The sequence below is a fragment of the Paenibacillus farraposensis genome, from assembly GCF_020736845.1.
Lineage (GTDB): Bacteria > Bacillota > Bacilli > Paenibacillales > Paenibacillaceae > Paenibacillus > Paenibacillus farraposensis.
Genome location: NZ_JAFFQR010000063.1, coordinates 90482 through 105566 on the forward strand (window position 1 = coordinate 90482; position 15085 = coordinate 105566).

The window sequence follows — 15085 nt, forward strand, 5'->3', positions numbered from 1 at the left end:
TAAATGATTCCAGCTTAAAAAAATAAGGCATAGGTCTGAATGAGACCATGCCTTTTCGAGATGTGCAGATAACAAATTCGTCTAATATATAGGGCGATTCTTCTGGTCGGCAAACCCACTCTTGCGGTAAAAATACGTATTGATCCGATCCCGCCATTCCTTGGCATGGTCAGCCTGATGCTCCAGCCGTTCCAGCACCTGTTCATACATCGTCTCATCCAGCTGTTCCCGCAGGCTGATCCAGGTGTCTTTGAGACGAGCCGCGCGTTCTGCTCCTTCAAAATGTGTATCATAAATGTGCTGAATGACCGTTTGGCCGGAGTGAAGCGTGTGTGTATAAGGAACATGGTGAAAAAATAATAGCAGTTCATCCGGGCAGGTGTCGATTGACTCGTAATGATCGGCATTGGGAGGGAAATATTGCCCTGCATAGCCTGTTCCGGTTGCGATCGTTCGGTCTACCCCAATTCCCTGACAATCGGCAAAATGGTATGTGCCCCACATCGAATATTCGTAGCCGTCTACATCCGGCCCATAGTGGTGACCGGGACTAACCATCCAGCCGACTCCGAGAGGGGCGGTGTAGGACTCGTAGATATTCCACGAATCGAGCAGCATTTGCTTAATAGAATTGATTAAATCTGCCCTGCCATCATCGGTCTCTTGCCCGCTAAACGTCAGCCGAACCCACTCATCAGCGATTTCATCTGCTGATAGTTCCGGGTCCCATGCCAGCCGGCCATAGCCGTAAAGATTGGACTGGGCGAGCAAATGTCCGGTCCAATTAGCATCGGCTCCAATATTGGATACAGCAGCGAACCCATAGTTGGCAGGCTTGAGTAAGGGGGGCGTCTGTGCCTCTTGGAAGCCGCCGCAACCTTCATGGACCCCAGCTTTCCTGCGGCTGGAACCAGACGCGCTCTTGTCATACAGAGCGCCGCTCACAATGCGCTTGACGGTGGAGCCTTTTCCCTGTGCGTAGGTGTCAAAATCCAGTACCTCCTTCCATTGTGGAACAAGGTAACACAGATGGCGCTGCTGTCCCGTATACTCTTGTGTAATCTGAAATTCCAGCAGTACCTGGGTGGCCTCCAACGCACCGAACAGGGGGGAGACAGGCTCTCGCACCTGAAAATCCATCGGGCCATTTTTAATTTGTAAAATGACATTTTCCCGAAAATGTCCATCCAGTGGCTGAAAATGGTCAAAGGCAGCACGTGCCCGATCCGTCTTGCGGTCGCGCCAATCCTGCTTGCAGTCGTAGACAAAGCAGCGCCAGATCACACGCCCGCCATAGGGCCGCAGCGCATCTGCCAGCATATTCGCGCCATCGGCGTGATCGCGTCCATAGCTGAACGGTCCGGGCCGATTCTCGGAATCGGCTTTGACCACGAAACCGCCTAGATCGGGAACGGCAGTGTAAACTTCCCGGGCTTTGGCCTGCCACCATTCAGCTACGCCGGGGTCCAGAGGATCGGCTGTGATTAGCCCGCCTAGCTCGATAGGGCTTGCATAGTTAATGCACAAATAGATTTGAATGCCATAGGCGCGAAATATGGCAGCCACTTTGGCCACATCCGGCAAAAAGGCAGCTGTAATCAGCTTCGTTTCTACATCATGGACATTCACATTGTTAATGGACAGCGCCTGAATGCCAACAGAAGCAAGCAGACGAGCATAGTCTCGAAGGCGGTCCATATTTGGAATAAAGGCATTATTGTCATAGAAAATGGACGCGCCCGCATACCCGCGCTCAACACTGCCGTCCATGTTATCCCAGTGGTTAATCATGCGGATGGGATTAGCCGGATTGGACAGCACATCCAAAATGGGGGCCTGCAACGATTCTTCGGTGGCGGGCTTCAGCTTGCCATCCAGACCGCCTTGCAGGTACCGCAGCAGATGGAAAACTCCGTATAATACGCCTTTGGTGGTTTGCCCGGCGACCGTGACGTACGACCCTTGGGGATCAGCTTTACTATGAAAAGCTGAATGTGCCGGCTCAGGAACTTCTATTCCGCGGATTCGGTAGCCTTCTGCGTTCACCTCTGCCTGTTCCTCTGCGCTAAATCGTTCTGCCGCCAAGGAGTGCTCTCTGAACGTGCCCAGCGTAATGAATGGCGCACTCACAGGAGTGGTACAGATTTTCGGCTGCTGTCCGAACATGGAGGTCAATCCAAGCTGAAGCTCAGCCGCGGCCGTTTGCAACACTTCATCTGCTGCTTGAATTACGATGACCCTGCACCATGCGGGCAAATTCTCGGCTTTACAATAGCGGTGATAGTGCAGCCAAGCGTCATAGCCGCTCTCCTTTTGCATGTCTGTGCTCATATTCAAGCCTCCTTTTGGGCAGGTTGAGGGTTAGTCTCAGGCATGCTGCTCCTGATCCTGACTCATGTGCCGCGGAAGAGTCAGACGATTGCCTTTGCCTTCATACAGCCACAAAATAGCGGTAACTCCGCGCGGGTAATATTTGCTGCCATGGGCAATGCCGGAGAGCATTTGGTCGCTCCAGCACCAATAGGATTCCTCCGGATGGAGGAGCCATGAGACATGGGCTGCATCTGCAGCCTGCCCGGCTTCCTCCCAGGGCAAACCCAGCAGCTCGCGGGCAATAAACTGCGACAGATAGATTTTACTCAGCCAGGAGTTGTTACTGGTCGAGGACAGCTTCCAGCCCCCGTTTTCAAACAGGCAAACCCCTGACACCAGTACGGTTTCCAAATGGCGCCGCAGGGCTTGGATATATCCGCCGAATCGTCCATCAGGTTTAAGTGCGTCCTCACATCCTGTAAAGTAAGGGAAGATCAGCCCCTCAATGGCCGGGATAATCTGAGAGTCATTGCCCTCCTGGATAACGGCAGGAATATAGCCCTTGTCTGTCATGTGCGCTGTGATCGCTGCTGCGCATTTGTCTGCCTGCAGGCCAGCTTCCCGTGAAAGGGAGTCAAGTCCTTCTGTGGCAAACACTTTTTCCAGCGCAACATATACCGCCCAGCATTTGCTGCCCAGATAAATGTTGTTGCGGGACTGACCCAGCGATACGTCCAGACTGTCATAGGTCGTAATTTCCGCGCCTCCCCGGGTTCTGGAACTGTCCAAGCCCATCAAGCCGTTGCGCTGTGCCGGGTCCGGATGATCCCGCTGCAGCATGCTATCGAAGCAATCACGCAAGACAGGCAGCATACGTGTCGTAAATGACCGATCCTGCGTTTGCTCGATATATACCGTGGCACAGCAAAGCCAGTTCACCAATTCCTCGTGGCTCATGTAAGAGAAGCAGTCATCAATCCCTGCCAGCTCATAACAGGAATATCCCTGCCGGGAGAACACATTCGCCACGCCCATATCATGCGTAAACGTGATGCCGCCCGGATGGGTCTGTTCCTCTCCCGGAAAGCGGACCTCATCCCGATAGCTGTACCTTTGGACAAACCACTCCAACTCGTTGCGCACCGTCCATGGATTCAAAATCAATTCATAGTAGAGCTGATCTGCCGTCAAATCGAGTGTATTCATCATCCGATACTCGCCTTCGTTCACAATCCAGATCGGTTCTCCGTCCGCTTGGTGACTGAGCAACTGGGTGCTGCCGTAGTAGCTGTGAATCGCCTGAGCGAGCATAAATTCCTGATCCAGGCTCAAGCTGGCTGACTCTATCCAGCGATTAGCCTGAATACAGGCTGCGGTCAGGTCGGTAAAATGCTTCAAAGCATAGCTTCCCACGTCTTCAATGTCCTTGAACAGCCGCGTGTAGTAATATGACGCTTCGATGCCTGTCGTCACAACCCCGCCGCGATAAAAGCATATGGCGAAGGGATACGTGCGCTTTTCGCCTGCGGGAACGTCCATAAGAAGCGCACCTGTCAGGCCCAGGCCAAACGATAAATTATCGGCCATGGTCTCTCCAAGCAGCTTTTCCAGAGCGAATCCACTGGCAGGTACTGCCTCGCTGCTGTTGGTCACAATGGCTGTGCTGCGCCCTTGGCCGATGCCCGTGAGTCTTTCGGCGTGAGTAGAATCCGCCTCGTCCCTGCGCGGGTCTTCTCCTACAATGCGTATGCCGCTGTACGGATCGCTGCCCTGATAGCCGAAAAAAGCTCTCCGCGCAGCAGTCCCCTGCGTGTTATCGACCGTCAGTTCGGCAAATACCGCCGGAACCAGTGCAGCCCGCAGCTCGCTGATATCCGCAGTTCCCGGCTCGGGCACAGGACGAACCGGAGAGTACACCCGGAACGTCAGATCCCCGGCCTGCCACGTATCCGTTCCCGCTTTCAGCTCACGCGTAATATCTTGATCGGTAAAGGCAACGAGCTGCGGCTCCGTTTTTTTATCCTTTTTCTCCACATCGTAGCGGGTGCTTTCGTCCTGTGCGGCTGCAAAAAAAGGAAGGGCCTCGTATACGCTGCCGTCTCTGGATTGCAGCCCGATGTATACATTTTCGTCCGCAGGCTTATCCAGCTCCAGACCAAGCCCGCCCCGGTTCCCCTTAAACCCGAGCGTAAAGCTGGAAAAGGCCCCAATAGGTGAATGCTGCGTGTTATAAAATAATTTTTCCGGCATATAATGAAACCCCTTTCAAAATAATGAATGACTTACGTATACAAAAGTATTTTGCAGTATGCTCATATATTCACCATATGCTATACTCACTTGATCTCACATAGAGCCTAGCATGTCGTGTGTCAGGGAGCCATTGTCAAATCGCTCAACTATTTATCCAAATCGCGCCAAACGAGATATACTGGAGTAAATACTATGCAGTCAGGAGGGAAAACATGTCATCACCACATATATCAAAGCGTCCAGATCATCCAAACCTTACGGCTGCGGGAGAGGAATTCTTTTTTCCGGATGTGCGGACGACAGTCAATCTGTTTGCCATCCATACGCGAAGTGTCGGAAGAGACTGGAGTTATCCGCCACATGAGCATCCTCAGTATGAAATTAACGTCGTGCTTACGGGTGAACAGATCATGGTCGTGGATGGCCGCAGCTATACGCAGCGTGAGGGTGATCTGGTGCTGCTGCGCCCGGGAATCGTCCACTCCAGCCATAGTAACGGAGAAGGCTTTACGTATTTTTGCATGCATTTTGATATTGATGACAAGCTGTTTCTTTCGCTGCTGAGCCGTTTGGAGCAAGTGCTGTTCCCGGCCGAAGGCGCGGTAGCGGGGCAAATGGGACCCGCGCTGAGCAAGCTGCTCGATCTCTCTGCGCCAGAAGGCATGGGAGCAGGCGGTGATTCGGTGGCCAAGCGTATGCGGATTCAGTCCGCTGTATTTGAGCTGTTTGCCACGTTGTGGGAGGCGGTATCAAGCGAAGCGGCACATCTGCCGAGGCACGGATACGTGCAGGCAGAGCTTGCCCATCAGATTGCCAGTCGTCTTCAGGGTAGGGTGAATCAGCCTTTTGGACAAGCCGGCTCAGTGGAAAAACAGGACGGGATCGAGGGGATTTCATCCGAGCTGGGCATTAGTGTGTCCCATTGTAACCGTGTATTCAGGAGTGTTTTCGGCGTATCTCCTCGTGTATATCTGTCCGGGCTTGTCCTGCATGAAGCCAAGCTGCTGTTGGCTGATCCGCAATGGTCGGTACAGCAAATCGCCGATATGCTCGGCTACGGAGATATTGCGCATTTTAGCAGACAATTCAAGCGTTGGTCCGGTCAGTCGCCGACATCCTACCGAAAAAGCACGGTGCAGGAAAGCCCGTTCGAATAATATTTTATTTTGACCTTTTGAACAGTATGTCTGTCGGAGCAGATTATTCTCCATCTGCCTTTTTAAAAATCGTGAGTGGATCCGTGTATAAGAAAAATGTCGCGGATTGATTGATAAAGTCGCCCTTTCTTTGAGCAATCAATGCCAGTTCAGATTGATACATTCTAAACGCCGCTGTAGTATCAAACCACATAGTAGCCACTCCATCATAAGTGATGGTTTCTGTTGAACCGAAGTAATCGGATTCTCCGACAGATATTTGCACATTGTTAATGAATCTTCTTAATTGATTTCTCACAACTTCATGGCTCGTCACAACCTCATCATGAGACTCAAACCACAGGCGGTCAAATTCCTCACTACTTAATGAAGCGTTCTTCTTGATAAAATAAAAGATTTTAATACCGCCAGGTGAAGCATTGGCAACCTTTACCTCCTCTTCGGTGACTAAAAAGGATAATGATTTGCCTAAATCACTAAAATTAGATCCGTCAGGTCCAATAACATTGTGTACGTATGGATCATTAAATGTTTTAGCCATAGCTTCTGGATCTTCAAAATACAATTCGGTAATAGAATCTCTGCCGTATACAATCTTATATCCACCTTCAAATACATCGTTCTTTGTACCATATGCAGCATCATAAACATCATTTTGTATATATTCACAAACGGTCAATGGGTTGGCACATGTAATTTTATACCCATGAATATGCTTTACATAATCAACATACTCTTCATGCGTCATACCAGGTCTTCTTGTAATTACTGCCAATTGTTTGATCATTGCCGGTTTCCTCCCACTGGATCATATCATTTATAATGTTTTTTGCAGGCTTAATCTCTGTGCCTAGCGGAACGATTTGCCCCATCATCCGCTATTTCCATTCCCCAACTAATTCGATATAACAATATCCCCTTGTTTCTTTACCTTTATAGGTGCCTTGCACAGAACTTGCTCCTTCTTATTTGTGTAAAAATGGAACCGCGGAGACAATTTCTTGCCTGCAAGAAATCCGGATTCAAGTCCCCGTTGCATCTGCCATTAGGTTTTCCATTAAAGGTTTTTGATTTAAATTCATAGTTGAACACTCCTTCTCCAAATTTTCGCTATACTTGTATTGAATCTTCACATCTACTTGAAAAGAAGTATACTTCTACGGCTATATACATGTAAGAATCAATTTTCGACGATTGTATAGTTAAACTACAGCAAAGGGTGAAGTGTAGATGAAAAATGATAAAGCAAATACAGATCTGCGTGTCAAAAGGACCCATAAGCTGCTTTGGAGTGCACTAGGGGAGCTTCTTTTGGATCCAAAGAAAGAGTTCAGCTCCATCACCATTAATGAAATTTGTGAAAAGGCCATGGTGCATCGAACAACATTTTACAAGCATTTCGTCGACAAATATGACTTGCTAAACCTGTTTTTTTTGCAATTTCAGGATGAGTTCCGGAAAAATAGCTTGGAAGACCGTATAGAAATACCATTTCAAACGATTGAGAGAAATCCCAAACGAAAAATGATGGATATTATTGCTTTGAAACAGAAAAATGATAAAACATTAATGAATTTTTATAAAAATCATATTAAAGAAGTACTCATGCTTGATTTTTTAGAATTAAAGCAAAGAGGCAAAAAATTTGAAATTCCCATTGAAATCATTGCGGAGTTTTATGCCAGTACTATTTCTTCCTTGAATATATGGTGGATTCAAAATAGAGGGAATGTTTCGGCTGTTCAAATGGATGAATATTTTAATCAAATGACTAATAAAAGCTTATTTTCAATTCGAGAATCAAGTTAAACGCTGCCCAGACTCCATGGCCCTAACCTGCCATTCTTTCTTTTGCGCGTTTTTCTCCTCTATATATTATACTTACGAGCGCTAAGAATCGAATAATGCAAAATGCTGAAATAGGAGACGGTGAAGTTGAGAAATAAAAAGCTGATCATCTTTGGATTAATTGCTGTTTTGATTTTAGCCGCATTGTTTTATGGTTCTTTTTATAAAAAAAATAAAGAAGTAGAGTGGCTTTACGATAGGTTAGGGGGAGCCACTGATCGAAAAAATTAAAGGACTTACAAGTGAAGAAATAGCTGATCTTTTACCCTTAAAAGCAACTCAGGGTTATTACACGATTAGAAATAATCGTACTAATGGTTTAATTATGAGTAGAGATGTATATGATTTTAGCTATAATAACGTGATAATTAGCATGATCAACTTGGAAAATAATAGAATATATTTATTGTCATACGATATGTAATTTTCAGAACTAAAACTAACCGAATGAGGAATTATTGAGTGAACTTAACCCTAAGCCCATTTAAAAATTCTATTGTATCCTGAGAGTAAATATGCCATGAGAGTGCCGACGACGAAATGCACGTTGAAGTTGCGTAAAGCGGTTTCCGTGCCGGGTTCCATCCTTGGGGCTTTCATTGCGGTATACATCGCGGGTAAAGCCTTCTATGTGGGTTTCGGTCTCTTTCTAATTTTCGTTTCCCTGCTACTGTTATTTCAATCTGGAAAAAACGCAGCACCTGCCGCTACGTCTCACGGTGCAGCGACGATTCACGGATGCTTTTGGACAAACGTTCGAATTTGCCTACCATCGTTCAATCGGTGTAGTTTCTTGTCGGGTCCCCTCGAGTTTGTTTGGAATCGGCGGCGGCAGCCTTATGGTCGCATAGATTATTGCTCATTGGCATGGGAAAAGTATTTCTTTAATCGTTTCAAATAAAGCGGGTTTTAAACCTAAAGGAGAAGGAGATAAGTCTGATCGGTCCACTCATCTCCACGTGATTTGTAGTTAACTGATATCACTGCAAGTCTAAAATACAAAATTTTCTCAGGACCAAAATGATTTCATTACGTTTTGTGCCTTGAGCGAAGCGAAAGAAATAGGAATATTTAAAACAAGAATCAATGAAGCAATTTTTAAAGCAAATGAAGCGTTTAAAGAACTAGCAAAAGAACATCACTATGGGTTTATTAATGTGAATCAGGGACTGACAGATGAAAAAGGGATTGGAGTTACCTGTCTTATTAAAAGAGTATAGTCATCAGATTGGCCATGCTTCTTCAGGTACGCCATACTGAGAGAAAATATAATCTCTGGACTCGTTGGCTAAACTGCGCAAACGTGGGATGTCTGCATGCAGCATTTCTCCGTTCCGTTTGACCGCTTTCCCGGCCACAAACACCGAATCAACGTTACTCGTGTTTGCACATTGCACAACAGCACCGATTGGATGATTGACCGGAAACATATTCAGGTCGTTGGTTCGGATCATAATCAGATCGGCTTCTTTTCCCGGAGTTAATGTACCGATCTTGTGATCCAGTCCCAATGCCCGAGCACCGTCAATCGTCGCGAACTCCAGGATGTCCCGTGCTGAAATGGTGAATTCCACCGGCATCTCTCCTCTGGATAAAAATTGTTCATTGATTCTGGAGCGTTCTGCTTGCAGAGCAAATTTCATTTGTGCAAACATGTCTCCACCAGTCGATACGACGACATCGACTCCCAGTGAAGGTCTTCCTCCGTTTTCCATAAACAACCCTGTAGCCGGGTAGCCATGACCCATCATCATTTCGATTTCCGGAGTAATGGAAATGGAGGCGCCCGAATCGGCAATCAGTTTATACTCCTCATAGCTGAGTGTGTTGGCATGGGTAAAGTTGAGATCCGATCCAAGCAGCCCAGCATTATGCAATTTTTCAATCGACCGATCCACCGATCCCCATGTCCCGAAACCTAAATGCATGGTACACAGCACACCCAGCTCTCGAGCGAATTGAATCTCATCGACTGCTGTTTCCCATGTGCTAAATTCCGGACCTCTTATAGCTAACCCCATGGTTAGCAGCTGGTCATCTGATGAAAAATATTGCTTTTTCACCCGTCTGCTATCATCGGATTGCCGAACACGGCTGTCTCTGGACCAATATTCCCCATCACCAGGAACTCCGTGGGCAAAGACCGCTCGTGTTCCCGATTCTTGTAAGCCTCTGATCAGTTCGTCGGTATGATCGGGTGAAATAATCATTGACCAGTCCAGCAGTGTGGTAACCCCTGCATTCACCGCTTCCAGTGCGCCCAGCAGATTGGCTACATAGCCATCCTGCGGACGCAGTTTAGCTCCAATACCCCCATAGTAAATACGCGCCAGGTATTTTTCGAGAGACCAATCGGCACCTACATTACGAACGACAGATTCCCAGGTATGGCGATGGGTATCTACGAATCCTGGCATAACGATCATGTTTGTAGCATCAACCACTTCACAATCGGATGCTTCCAGCCCCGGTTGAATAGCGACGATTTTTTTTCCTTCGATGAGAATATCCGCTTTCTTAAAGTCTCCTATTGCCTTATCGAGCGTGAGCACACAGCCATTTTGGATTAATATACGATGGTTCATCTTACCCTCTCCTTTTTTGGTTGTTAGATGACTTTTTTCGTATCCTTCTTAAAACAGGTATTTAACCTATTTGTATATATTGTATGCCTGATGATATAAATCACAGCATATGGATTTCGTGCAGGGTTAAAAAAATACACCCTAAAAAGCCTATCTGCGATCCATCTGGCAAATAGGCTTTGGCAAAAGTGCCCGAGTCTGATGGGGATTAACGTTCCCATGTTTCTGTGCGAAGTTGTTGCTGTCGATTGAACAGTACCGGATAAATGAGCAGGCTAAGCAGAACGCTGGTTAAAATCGCAGAGGTCATCGTGGTAAATACGATCAGCAGCTGCAAACGGACAGCCACAATGGGATTGGCTCCTGCGATAATCTGCCCGGTCATCATGCCGGGAAGCTGGACAAGCCCCAGTGTTTTCTGCCCCTCAATAGTTGGAATCATACTGGAACGTATGCAATCCTTGAGTATTGGAAAAATGGCTTGTCTCGGTGTACCGCCCAGTGCCAGAATAAGCATGATTTCAGGCTTGCGCAGCAGAACCTCCGACTTGAGCCGCGACACCAGCAGGCTCGATAAAATCATGGAGCTGCCAATGATCATGCCGCTAATCGTGATCATATACCGGGCTGTCGCAGGGATGATATGCAGGCTGATCAGGAATGCTTGTGTAACGATTTCCACACACAGCAGCGTCAGGAATGATCTCCACATCAGGCCGGGAATAAATCGCCCTTTGCGTGCTACATTTTGCGAGGCTACGGTGATCATGAGCAGAATGAACAAGGTGATAAATCCGTAGCTCTGCATCCCGAAAATCAAATGCAATACATATCCAATAGCCAGCAGCTGGACCGATGCTCTTATTGTGGCGATGATGATATCCCGATCCAGGCCAAGCTTAAAGGATTTGGACATGACGATGGCGATGAATACAAAACCGAGAGAAAGCATCAAGGCTACAATCGTCATACCCATTCTCCTGCGATGAACTTGCGGGTTTCACTATGCTGCGGAGCATGGAAAAAGGTCTCGGTATCCGCTCGTTCCACCAATCTTCCCTCGATCATCAGCCATGTTTCGTAGCCCACTCTGCGGGCTTGTTCCATATGATGCGTAATCCAGATCATTGTCGTTCCCTCTTCTTTGTTCATTTGCAGCAGCAGATCCTCCACCTCTTTGACCGAGGCGGGGTCCAGTGCGGAAGTAATTTCATCGAGCAGCAAAATATCCGGACGGTTGGCGAGCGTCCGGGCCAAGGCCAGGCGCTGTCTTTGACCGCCGGATAGATCCTGCGCCTTTTGTTCCAGCAGGTCGCGAGTGAGTCCGACACGCTCCAACAGGCCAGGCGGATCATGCAGAACCGTACCATGCAGCCGTTCTACGGCTTGAAGATTGTACAGGACGGTCCCTTGCAGCATGGGGGCATCCTGGAAAACCAATGCGACCTTTCGTCTCAGTTCAGGGATCTCCCATTCAGACATGGGCTTGCCGAATACGCTGATTTCTCCTTCATCCGGTGTCAGTAAAAGGTTGCACAAAGAAAGCAGTGTGCTTTTACCGGACCCGGATGGGCCGACCAGCGTGGTGATTTTGCCGGGTGAGACTTCTGCCGTAATCCCTTTCAGGGCAGCATGCTGTCGCTCAGGCCCGGTGAAATATTTGGTGATGTTCCTAAATTCAATGGCAGGTAGTGGTTTGGAATCCATAGATATAGTTTTCTCCTTTTATAGAGGATCAAAAAAGTTGTCAAACCCGCTTTTATAATCTTTTTTATTATAACAGTAATGGCTGACATACTCTTCCTCTAAAAGGGCGCAATAAAAAGAATCGGTGTATGGCAACTGTTGCAAACAGCCTTGTCTTTGTATAAACTAACAGGATTAGTTAAAATGGAAATAGGATTCAGTCCGTGTATGTAGTCGTAATTTACTTACATAGAAATTTTCAATAAAAGGAGACATATGGATGTCACCAAGAAATGGAGTAAAGCTACAAGATATTTTACAAGCTGCCGAGGATATTGCCAATGAACGTGGAATGGGGGAGGTCACGCTTACTACGCTGGCGAAGCAACTGCACATTCGCCCTCCGTCCTTGTATAACCATGTGGACGGCCTGAACGGACTGCGACAAGCATTGGCACTGCACAGCCTGGAGCAATTAGAGGTGGCTTTGACGAGTGCCGCTGTTGGCAGAGCGGGCGATGATGCTTTGGCTGCTATGGGGAGAGCGTACATGCGATATGCTCGCGAGCGACCCGGGTTGTACGAAGCAATGCTGTATGCAACCGATCGCACTGATACTGAATTGAGGAATGCTGCGGATCGCGTTGCAGCGCTTGTTATTTCCGTCCTGTCCAGTGGCTATGGATTTGAAGGAGATGATTGTATTCATACAGCAAGGGGATTTCGTAGTCTTCTTCATGGATTTGCCACGCTTGAACAGAAGGGCGGCTTTGGTTTGCCTGTGGAGGTAGACCGGAGCATTGAAATGATGCTGGATACCTTTTTGGCAGGTCTGCGCGTGCAGCGGCAGCGGAATTCCCGGCATTCAGGGGAGTCCTGAGGTCAGCCTATGATCGTAGCTTTACACGGATGAACTCCTGACGTATCGACGAGTAATTGAATTTGGTGTCAGGCAGTACGCCTATTGCTGAGGCCGTTCGGCGGGATTGATGCCCGGAAGCAGGATTCCGGGTCTGCCTTTTTGCTACTTTTGAATTAGGATTGTCCCCACAGCAGTTCCAAAAGGATCACCCTTTCCTTCAGCGCTATGTGATAAATACAAGTTTCAGATGAACAGGAAAGAAAAAATTTGATTTAAACTAACTACATTATTTATAATACTAATATAATTAGTTTTTAAGGAGATGAGATGAATGCGTATCGTTCAGGTGCAGCATATGCATCAATTGACATTTATGCCCCGAATGTTCCCGGTGAACTGTTACTTGGTGGAGGAGGACGATGGGCTCACCCTGATCGATGCCGGACTGCCTTACAGTGCAAAAAGGATTGAACAGGCTGCTGCGCGGATGGGGAAGCCGATTATGCGAATTGTACTTACTCATGCTCATGAGGATCATGTAGGAGCGCTGGATCGTTTAAAAGCAAGGCTCCCTGATGCGCAGGTGTTCATTTCCAGACGGGACGCGCGGCTGCTCCAGGGCGATGTGTCGTTGGAAGCAGGGGAACCAGATACCCCCATTCGGGGCAGTGTGCCAAAAGGTATTCTTACCCGGCCCGATGTTTTGCTGGAGGATGGGGACCATGTAGGCTCGCTGCTGGCAATTAGCGCACCGGGACATACACCAGGCTCGATGGCATTTCTGGACACTCGTACCCGTGCGTTGATTGCAGGCGATGCCTTTCAGGTCCGGGGCGGCGTTGCAGTGTCGGGAAGGCTCAAGCCGCTGTTTCCATTCCCGGCATTGGCCACATGGAACAAGCAAAGCTCGCTGGAAAGCGCCAAAAAGCTCGCGCACCTTAAGCCGTCCTTATTGGCTGTCGGGCATGGCAATATGCTACCCCATCCGCAGATTCAACTGGAAAGGGCAATTAAGGAGATGGAGCATCAATGTACAGGGCAATGATCCCATATTCAGCCAACATTCAGCCGAAACTCACAAAGCCCTAAGCTAAGGCAGATGCAATATGAGGCCCGTTTGGGTAGACTCATTCTTTACTATGCTGATTGTGAGCATGATTGTGCTACTGGTGGAGGCCCGGGTTGGCTGGTCGGTCGTAATGTTCACGATAGCGGTATTGATGAAGCCGCAGGGGATCATTTATGGGCCGGTTTAGTTCTTCGAGCTGCTGAGACAGCGAAAAATACAGCCTTTGGCTGCTGGCTATTGGCGGGGCCGTTATGACGACAATTCTGGTTATATTACCATTTTCGTGGGGGCAGGAGCCGCTATGGCTGCTTGATTTATACAAGGGAACGGTTGGCGAATATCCGTATGCTTCCGTGAACGCCTATCATTTTTCACACTGATTGACGGCAATTATACGCAGGACACGACAACGTTGTTCCACCTTTGATATCCATGGAAAAATAGGAGATTGTAAAAATATAGAAAATAATGAAACCGCTCTTCGGCAAAATGGAAGTGGTCAAGTCGCCACAAGCCATAAGCTCTAAGAGCGGTTTTTTTGATGGGTCTCAATCCATATACTCGTTCAGTTTCTGGATGTCGCAGATGGTCATTTCTCGTGTACCCTTGATATGAATAATCCCCAGCTTTTCAAATTTTCCGAATTTACGGCTGATGGTTTCACGCGTGACACCCACGTAATTAGCCATTTCCTCGCGTGAAAGGGGGAGGTTTATTTTAATGTGAGATCCGTCCGGTTTGCCATATTTATGCCCAAGCTCAAGAATCATATAGGCGATGCGGATTTCCGGGTCTTTGGTAGCCAGGCTTTGAGCCAGCTTTTCGGTATGTGCCAAGCGTTTGGTAATCGTTTTGAGCAGCTTCAAAGAGATATCGGGATTGTTGCGGATCAACTCCTCCATATCATCCTTGGTGAGCATACAAATATCAGTATCCTTTAGGGCATATGCACTAAAATTGCTCAGCTCATCGTTGTTAAATATATTCAACTCGCCAAAAAAATCGCCAGTTGTCAGAATGTGCAGAATCTGTTCTTTGCCCTGAGGTGTCATCTTCAGAAGCTTGACATGCCCGCTTTTAATAATGTACAGCGTATCGGATGCCTGTTCCTCAACAATCAAGGCCTCGCCCTTCTGGTATTTTCGGTGTCTGATCATGGAGCTGACCTTACACAAATCTTCGCAGGACAAAGAGGAAAAGATAGGCACTTTGCGGGCACAGGGCTCCTTTGCGCATTGGCAGGGGCAGGACATCTCATTCACATTCATTCACTCCATTCATAAACCGGAAACTAAAAAGTATAGCGTGTTCT

General features: G+C 47.7%; 13 protein-coding genes and 1 pseudogene. 7 read left to right on the plus strand and 7 right to left on the minus strand.

Annotated features, from left to right (window positions below; translation table 11 throughout):
- Positions 1 to 81: 81 nt before the first annotated feature.
- Positions 82 to 2331, minus strand: coding sequence for an alpha-glucuronidase family glycosyl hydrolase (locus tag JO375_RS09230; protein ID WP_377570868.1), 2250 nt, complete (start codon positions 2329 to 2331; stop codon positions 82 to 84).
- A 36-nt stretch (positions 2332 to 2367) separates the two neighbouring features.
- On the minus strand, positions 2368 to 4563 hold the full coding sequence (locus JO375_RS09235; protein ID WP_229524186.1) for a glycoside hydrolase family 52 protein: 2196 nt from the start codon (positions 4561 to 4563) through the stop codon (positions 2368 to 2370).
- Between the two features lie 215 nt (positions 4564 to 4778).
- Here JO375_RS09235 and JO375_RS09240 point away from each other — a divergent pair, with 215 nt between their 5' ends.
- Positions 4779 to 5723, plus strand: a complete 945-nt coding sequence (locus JO375_RS09240) for a helix-turn-helix domain-containing protein (RefSeq protein ID WP_229524187.1) — start codon at positions 4779 to 4781, stop codon at positions 5721 to 5723.
- Positions 5724 to 5766: 43 nt separating this feature from the next.
- Here JO375_RS09240 and JO375_RS09245 read toward each other — a convergent pair whose 3' ends face one another.
- Complete coding sequence (locus JO375_RS09245) at positions 5767 to 6510, minus strand: EthD domain-containing protein (RefSeq protein WP_229524188.1); 744 nt, start codon at positions 6508 to 6510, stop codon at positions 5767 to 5769.
- A gap of 443 nt (positions 6511 to 6953) precedes the next feature.
- Here JO375_RS09245 and JO375_RS24760 point away from each other — a divergent pair, with 443 nt between their 5' ends.
- From JO375_RS24760 to JO375_RS09265, 3 genes are all read left to right on the plus strand, one after another.
- A complete protein-coding gene (locus tag JO375_RS24760; protein WP_322098717.1) occupies positions 6954 to 7532 on the plus strand; it encodes a TetR/AcrR family transcriptional regulator in 579 nt (192 codons plus the stop codon).
- Between the two features lie 126 nt (positions 7533 to 7658).
- Positions 7659 to 7802 carry a hypothetical protein gene (locus JO375_RS09260; RefSeq protein ID WP_229524189.1) on the plus strand — a complete coding sequence of 48 codons (144 nt, stop codon included), beginning with the start codon at positions 7659 to 7661 and terminating at the stop codon, positions 7800 to 7802.
- An 812-nt stretch (positions 7803 to 8614) separates the two neighbouring features.
- Complete coding sequence (locus JO375_RS09265; RefSeq protein WP_229524190.1) at positions 8615 to 8791, plus strand: SGNH/GDSL hydrolase family protein; 177 nt, start codon at positions 8615 to 8617, stop codon at positions 8789 to 8791.
- Positions 8792 to 8794: 3 nt separating this feature from the next.
- On the opposite strand, the gene JO375_RS09270 is transcribed toward JO375_RS09265, so the two are convergent.
- The 3 genes from JO375_RS09270 to JO375_RS09280 all read right to left on the minus strand — a co-directional run bounded on the left by JO375_RS09270 (position 8795) and on the right by JO375_RS09280 (position 11863).
- Positions 8795 to 10156, minus strand: coding sequence for an amidohydrolase family protein (locus JO375_RS09270; RefSeq protein WP_229524191.1), 1362 nt, complete (start codon positions 10154 to 10156; stop codon positions 8795 to 8797).
- 208 nt (positions 10157 to 10364) lie between these two features.
- The gene (locus tag JO375_RS09275) at positions 10365 to 11126 is read right to left on the minus strand and encodes an ABC transporter permease (protein WP_229524192.1); all 762 of its coding nucleotides are present in this window, start codon (positions 11124 to 11126) and stop codon (positions 10365 to 10367) included.
- Positions 11123 to 11863, minus strand: coding sequence for an ABC transporter ATP-binding protein (locus JO375_RS09280; protein ID WP_229524193.1), 741 nt, complete (start codon positions 11861 to 11863; stop codon positions 11123 to 11125). Before JO375_RS09280 ends, JO375_RS09275 begins: the two co-directional genes overlap by 4 nt.
- A 259-nt stretch (positions 11864 to 12122) precedes the next feature.
- On the opposite strand from JO375_RS09280, the gene JO375_RS09285 reads away from it, so the two are divergent.
- The 3 genes and pseudogenes from JO375_RS09285 to JO375_RS24765 form a co-directional block, all read left to right on the plus strand.
- Positions 12123 to 12722, plus strand: a complete 600-nt coding sequence (locus JO375_RS09285) for a TetR/AcrR family transcriptional regulator (protein WP_229524194.1) — start codon at positions 12123 to 12125, stop codon at positions 12720 to 12722.
- 313 nt (positions 12723 to 13035) lie between these two features.
- The gene (locus JO375_RS09290) at positions 13036 to 13749 is read left to right on the plus strand and encodes an MBL fold metallo-hydrolase (protein ID WP_229524195.1); all 714 of its coding nucleotides are present in this window, start codon (positions 13036 to 13038) and stop codon (positions 13747 to 13749) included.
- A gap of 76 nt (positions 13750 to 13825) precedes the next feature.
- Positions 13826 to 14191: pseudogene (locus JO375_RS24765) on the plus strand (glycosyltransferase 87 family protein); the annotation flags it as partial.
- A 130-nt stretch (positions 14192 to 14321) separates the two neighbouring features.
- Here JO375_RS24765 and JO375_RS09295 read toward each other — a convergent pair.
- Positions 14322 to 15026: a Crp/Fnr family transcriptional regulator gene (locus tag JO375_RS09295; protein ID WP_229524251.1), complete on the minus strand. Its 705-nt coding sequence runs from the start codon at positions 15024 to 15026 to the stop codon at positions 14322 to 14324.
- Between the last annotated feature and the right edge of the window lie 59 nt (positions 15027 to 15085).

Coding starts and splice junctions, on each gene's coding strand:
- JO375_RS09280 (WP_229524193.1), bottom strand. CDS start 11,863: ATGGATTCCAAACCACTACCTGCCATTGAATTTAGGAACATCACCAAA.
- JO375_RS09230 (WP_377570868.1), bottom strand. CDS start 2,331: ATGAGCACAGACATGCAAAAGGAGAGCGGCTATGACGCTTGGCTGCAC.
- JO375_RS09275 (WP_229524192.1), bottom strand. CDS start 11,126: ATGACGATTGTAGCCTTGATGCTTTCTCTCGGTTTTGTATTCATCGCC.
- JO375_RS09240 (WP_229524187.1), top strand. CDS start 4,779: ATGTCATCACCACATATATCAAAGCGTCCAGATCATCCAAACCTTACG.
- JO375_RS09235 (WP_229524186.1), bottom strand. CDS start 4,563: ATGCCGGAAAAATTATTTTATAACACGCAGCATTCACCTATTGGGGCC.
- JO375_RS09290 (WP_229524195.1), top strand. CDS start 13,036: ATGCGTATCGTTCAGGTGCAGCATATGCATCAATTGACATTTATGCCC.
- JO375_RS24760 (WP_322098717.1), top strand. CDS start 6,954: ATGAAAAATGATAAAGCAAATACAGATCTGCGTGTCAAAAGGACCCAT.
- JO375_RS09270 (WP_229524191.1), bottom strand. CDS start 10,156: ATGAACCATCGTATATTAATCCAAAATGGCTGTGTGCTCACGCTCGAT.
- JO375_RS09285 (WP_229524194.1), top strand. CDS start 12,123: ATGTCACCAAGAAATGGAGTAAAGCTACAAGATATTTTACAAGCTGCC.
- JO375_RS09245 (WP_229524188.1), bottom strand. CDS start 6,510: ATGATCAAACAATTGGCAGTAATTACAAGAAGACCTGGTATGACGCAT.
- JO375_RS09295 (WP_229524251.1), bottom strand. CDS start 15,026: ATGTCCTGCCCCTGCCAATGCGCAAAGGAGCCCTGTGCCCGCAAAGTG.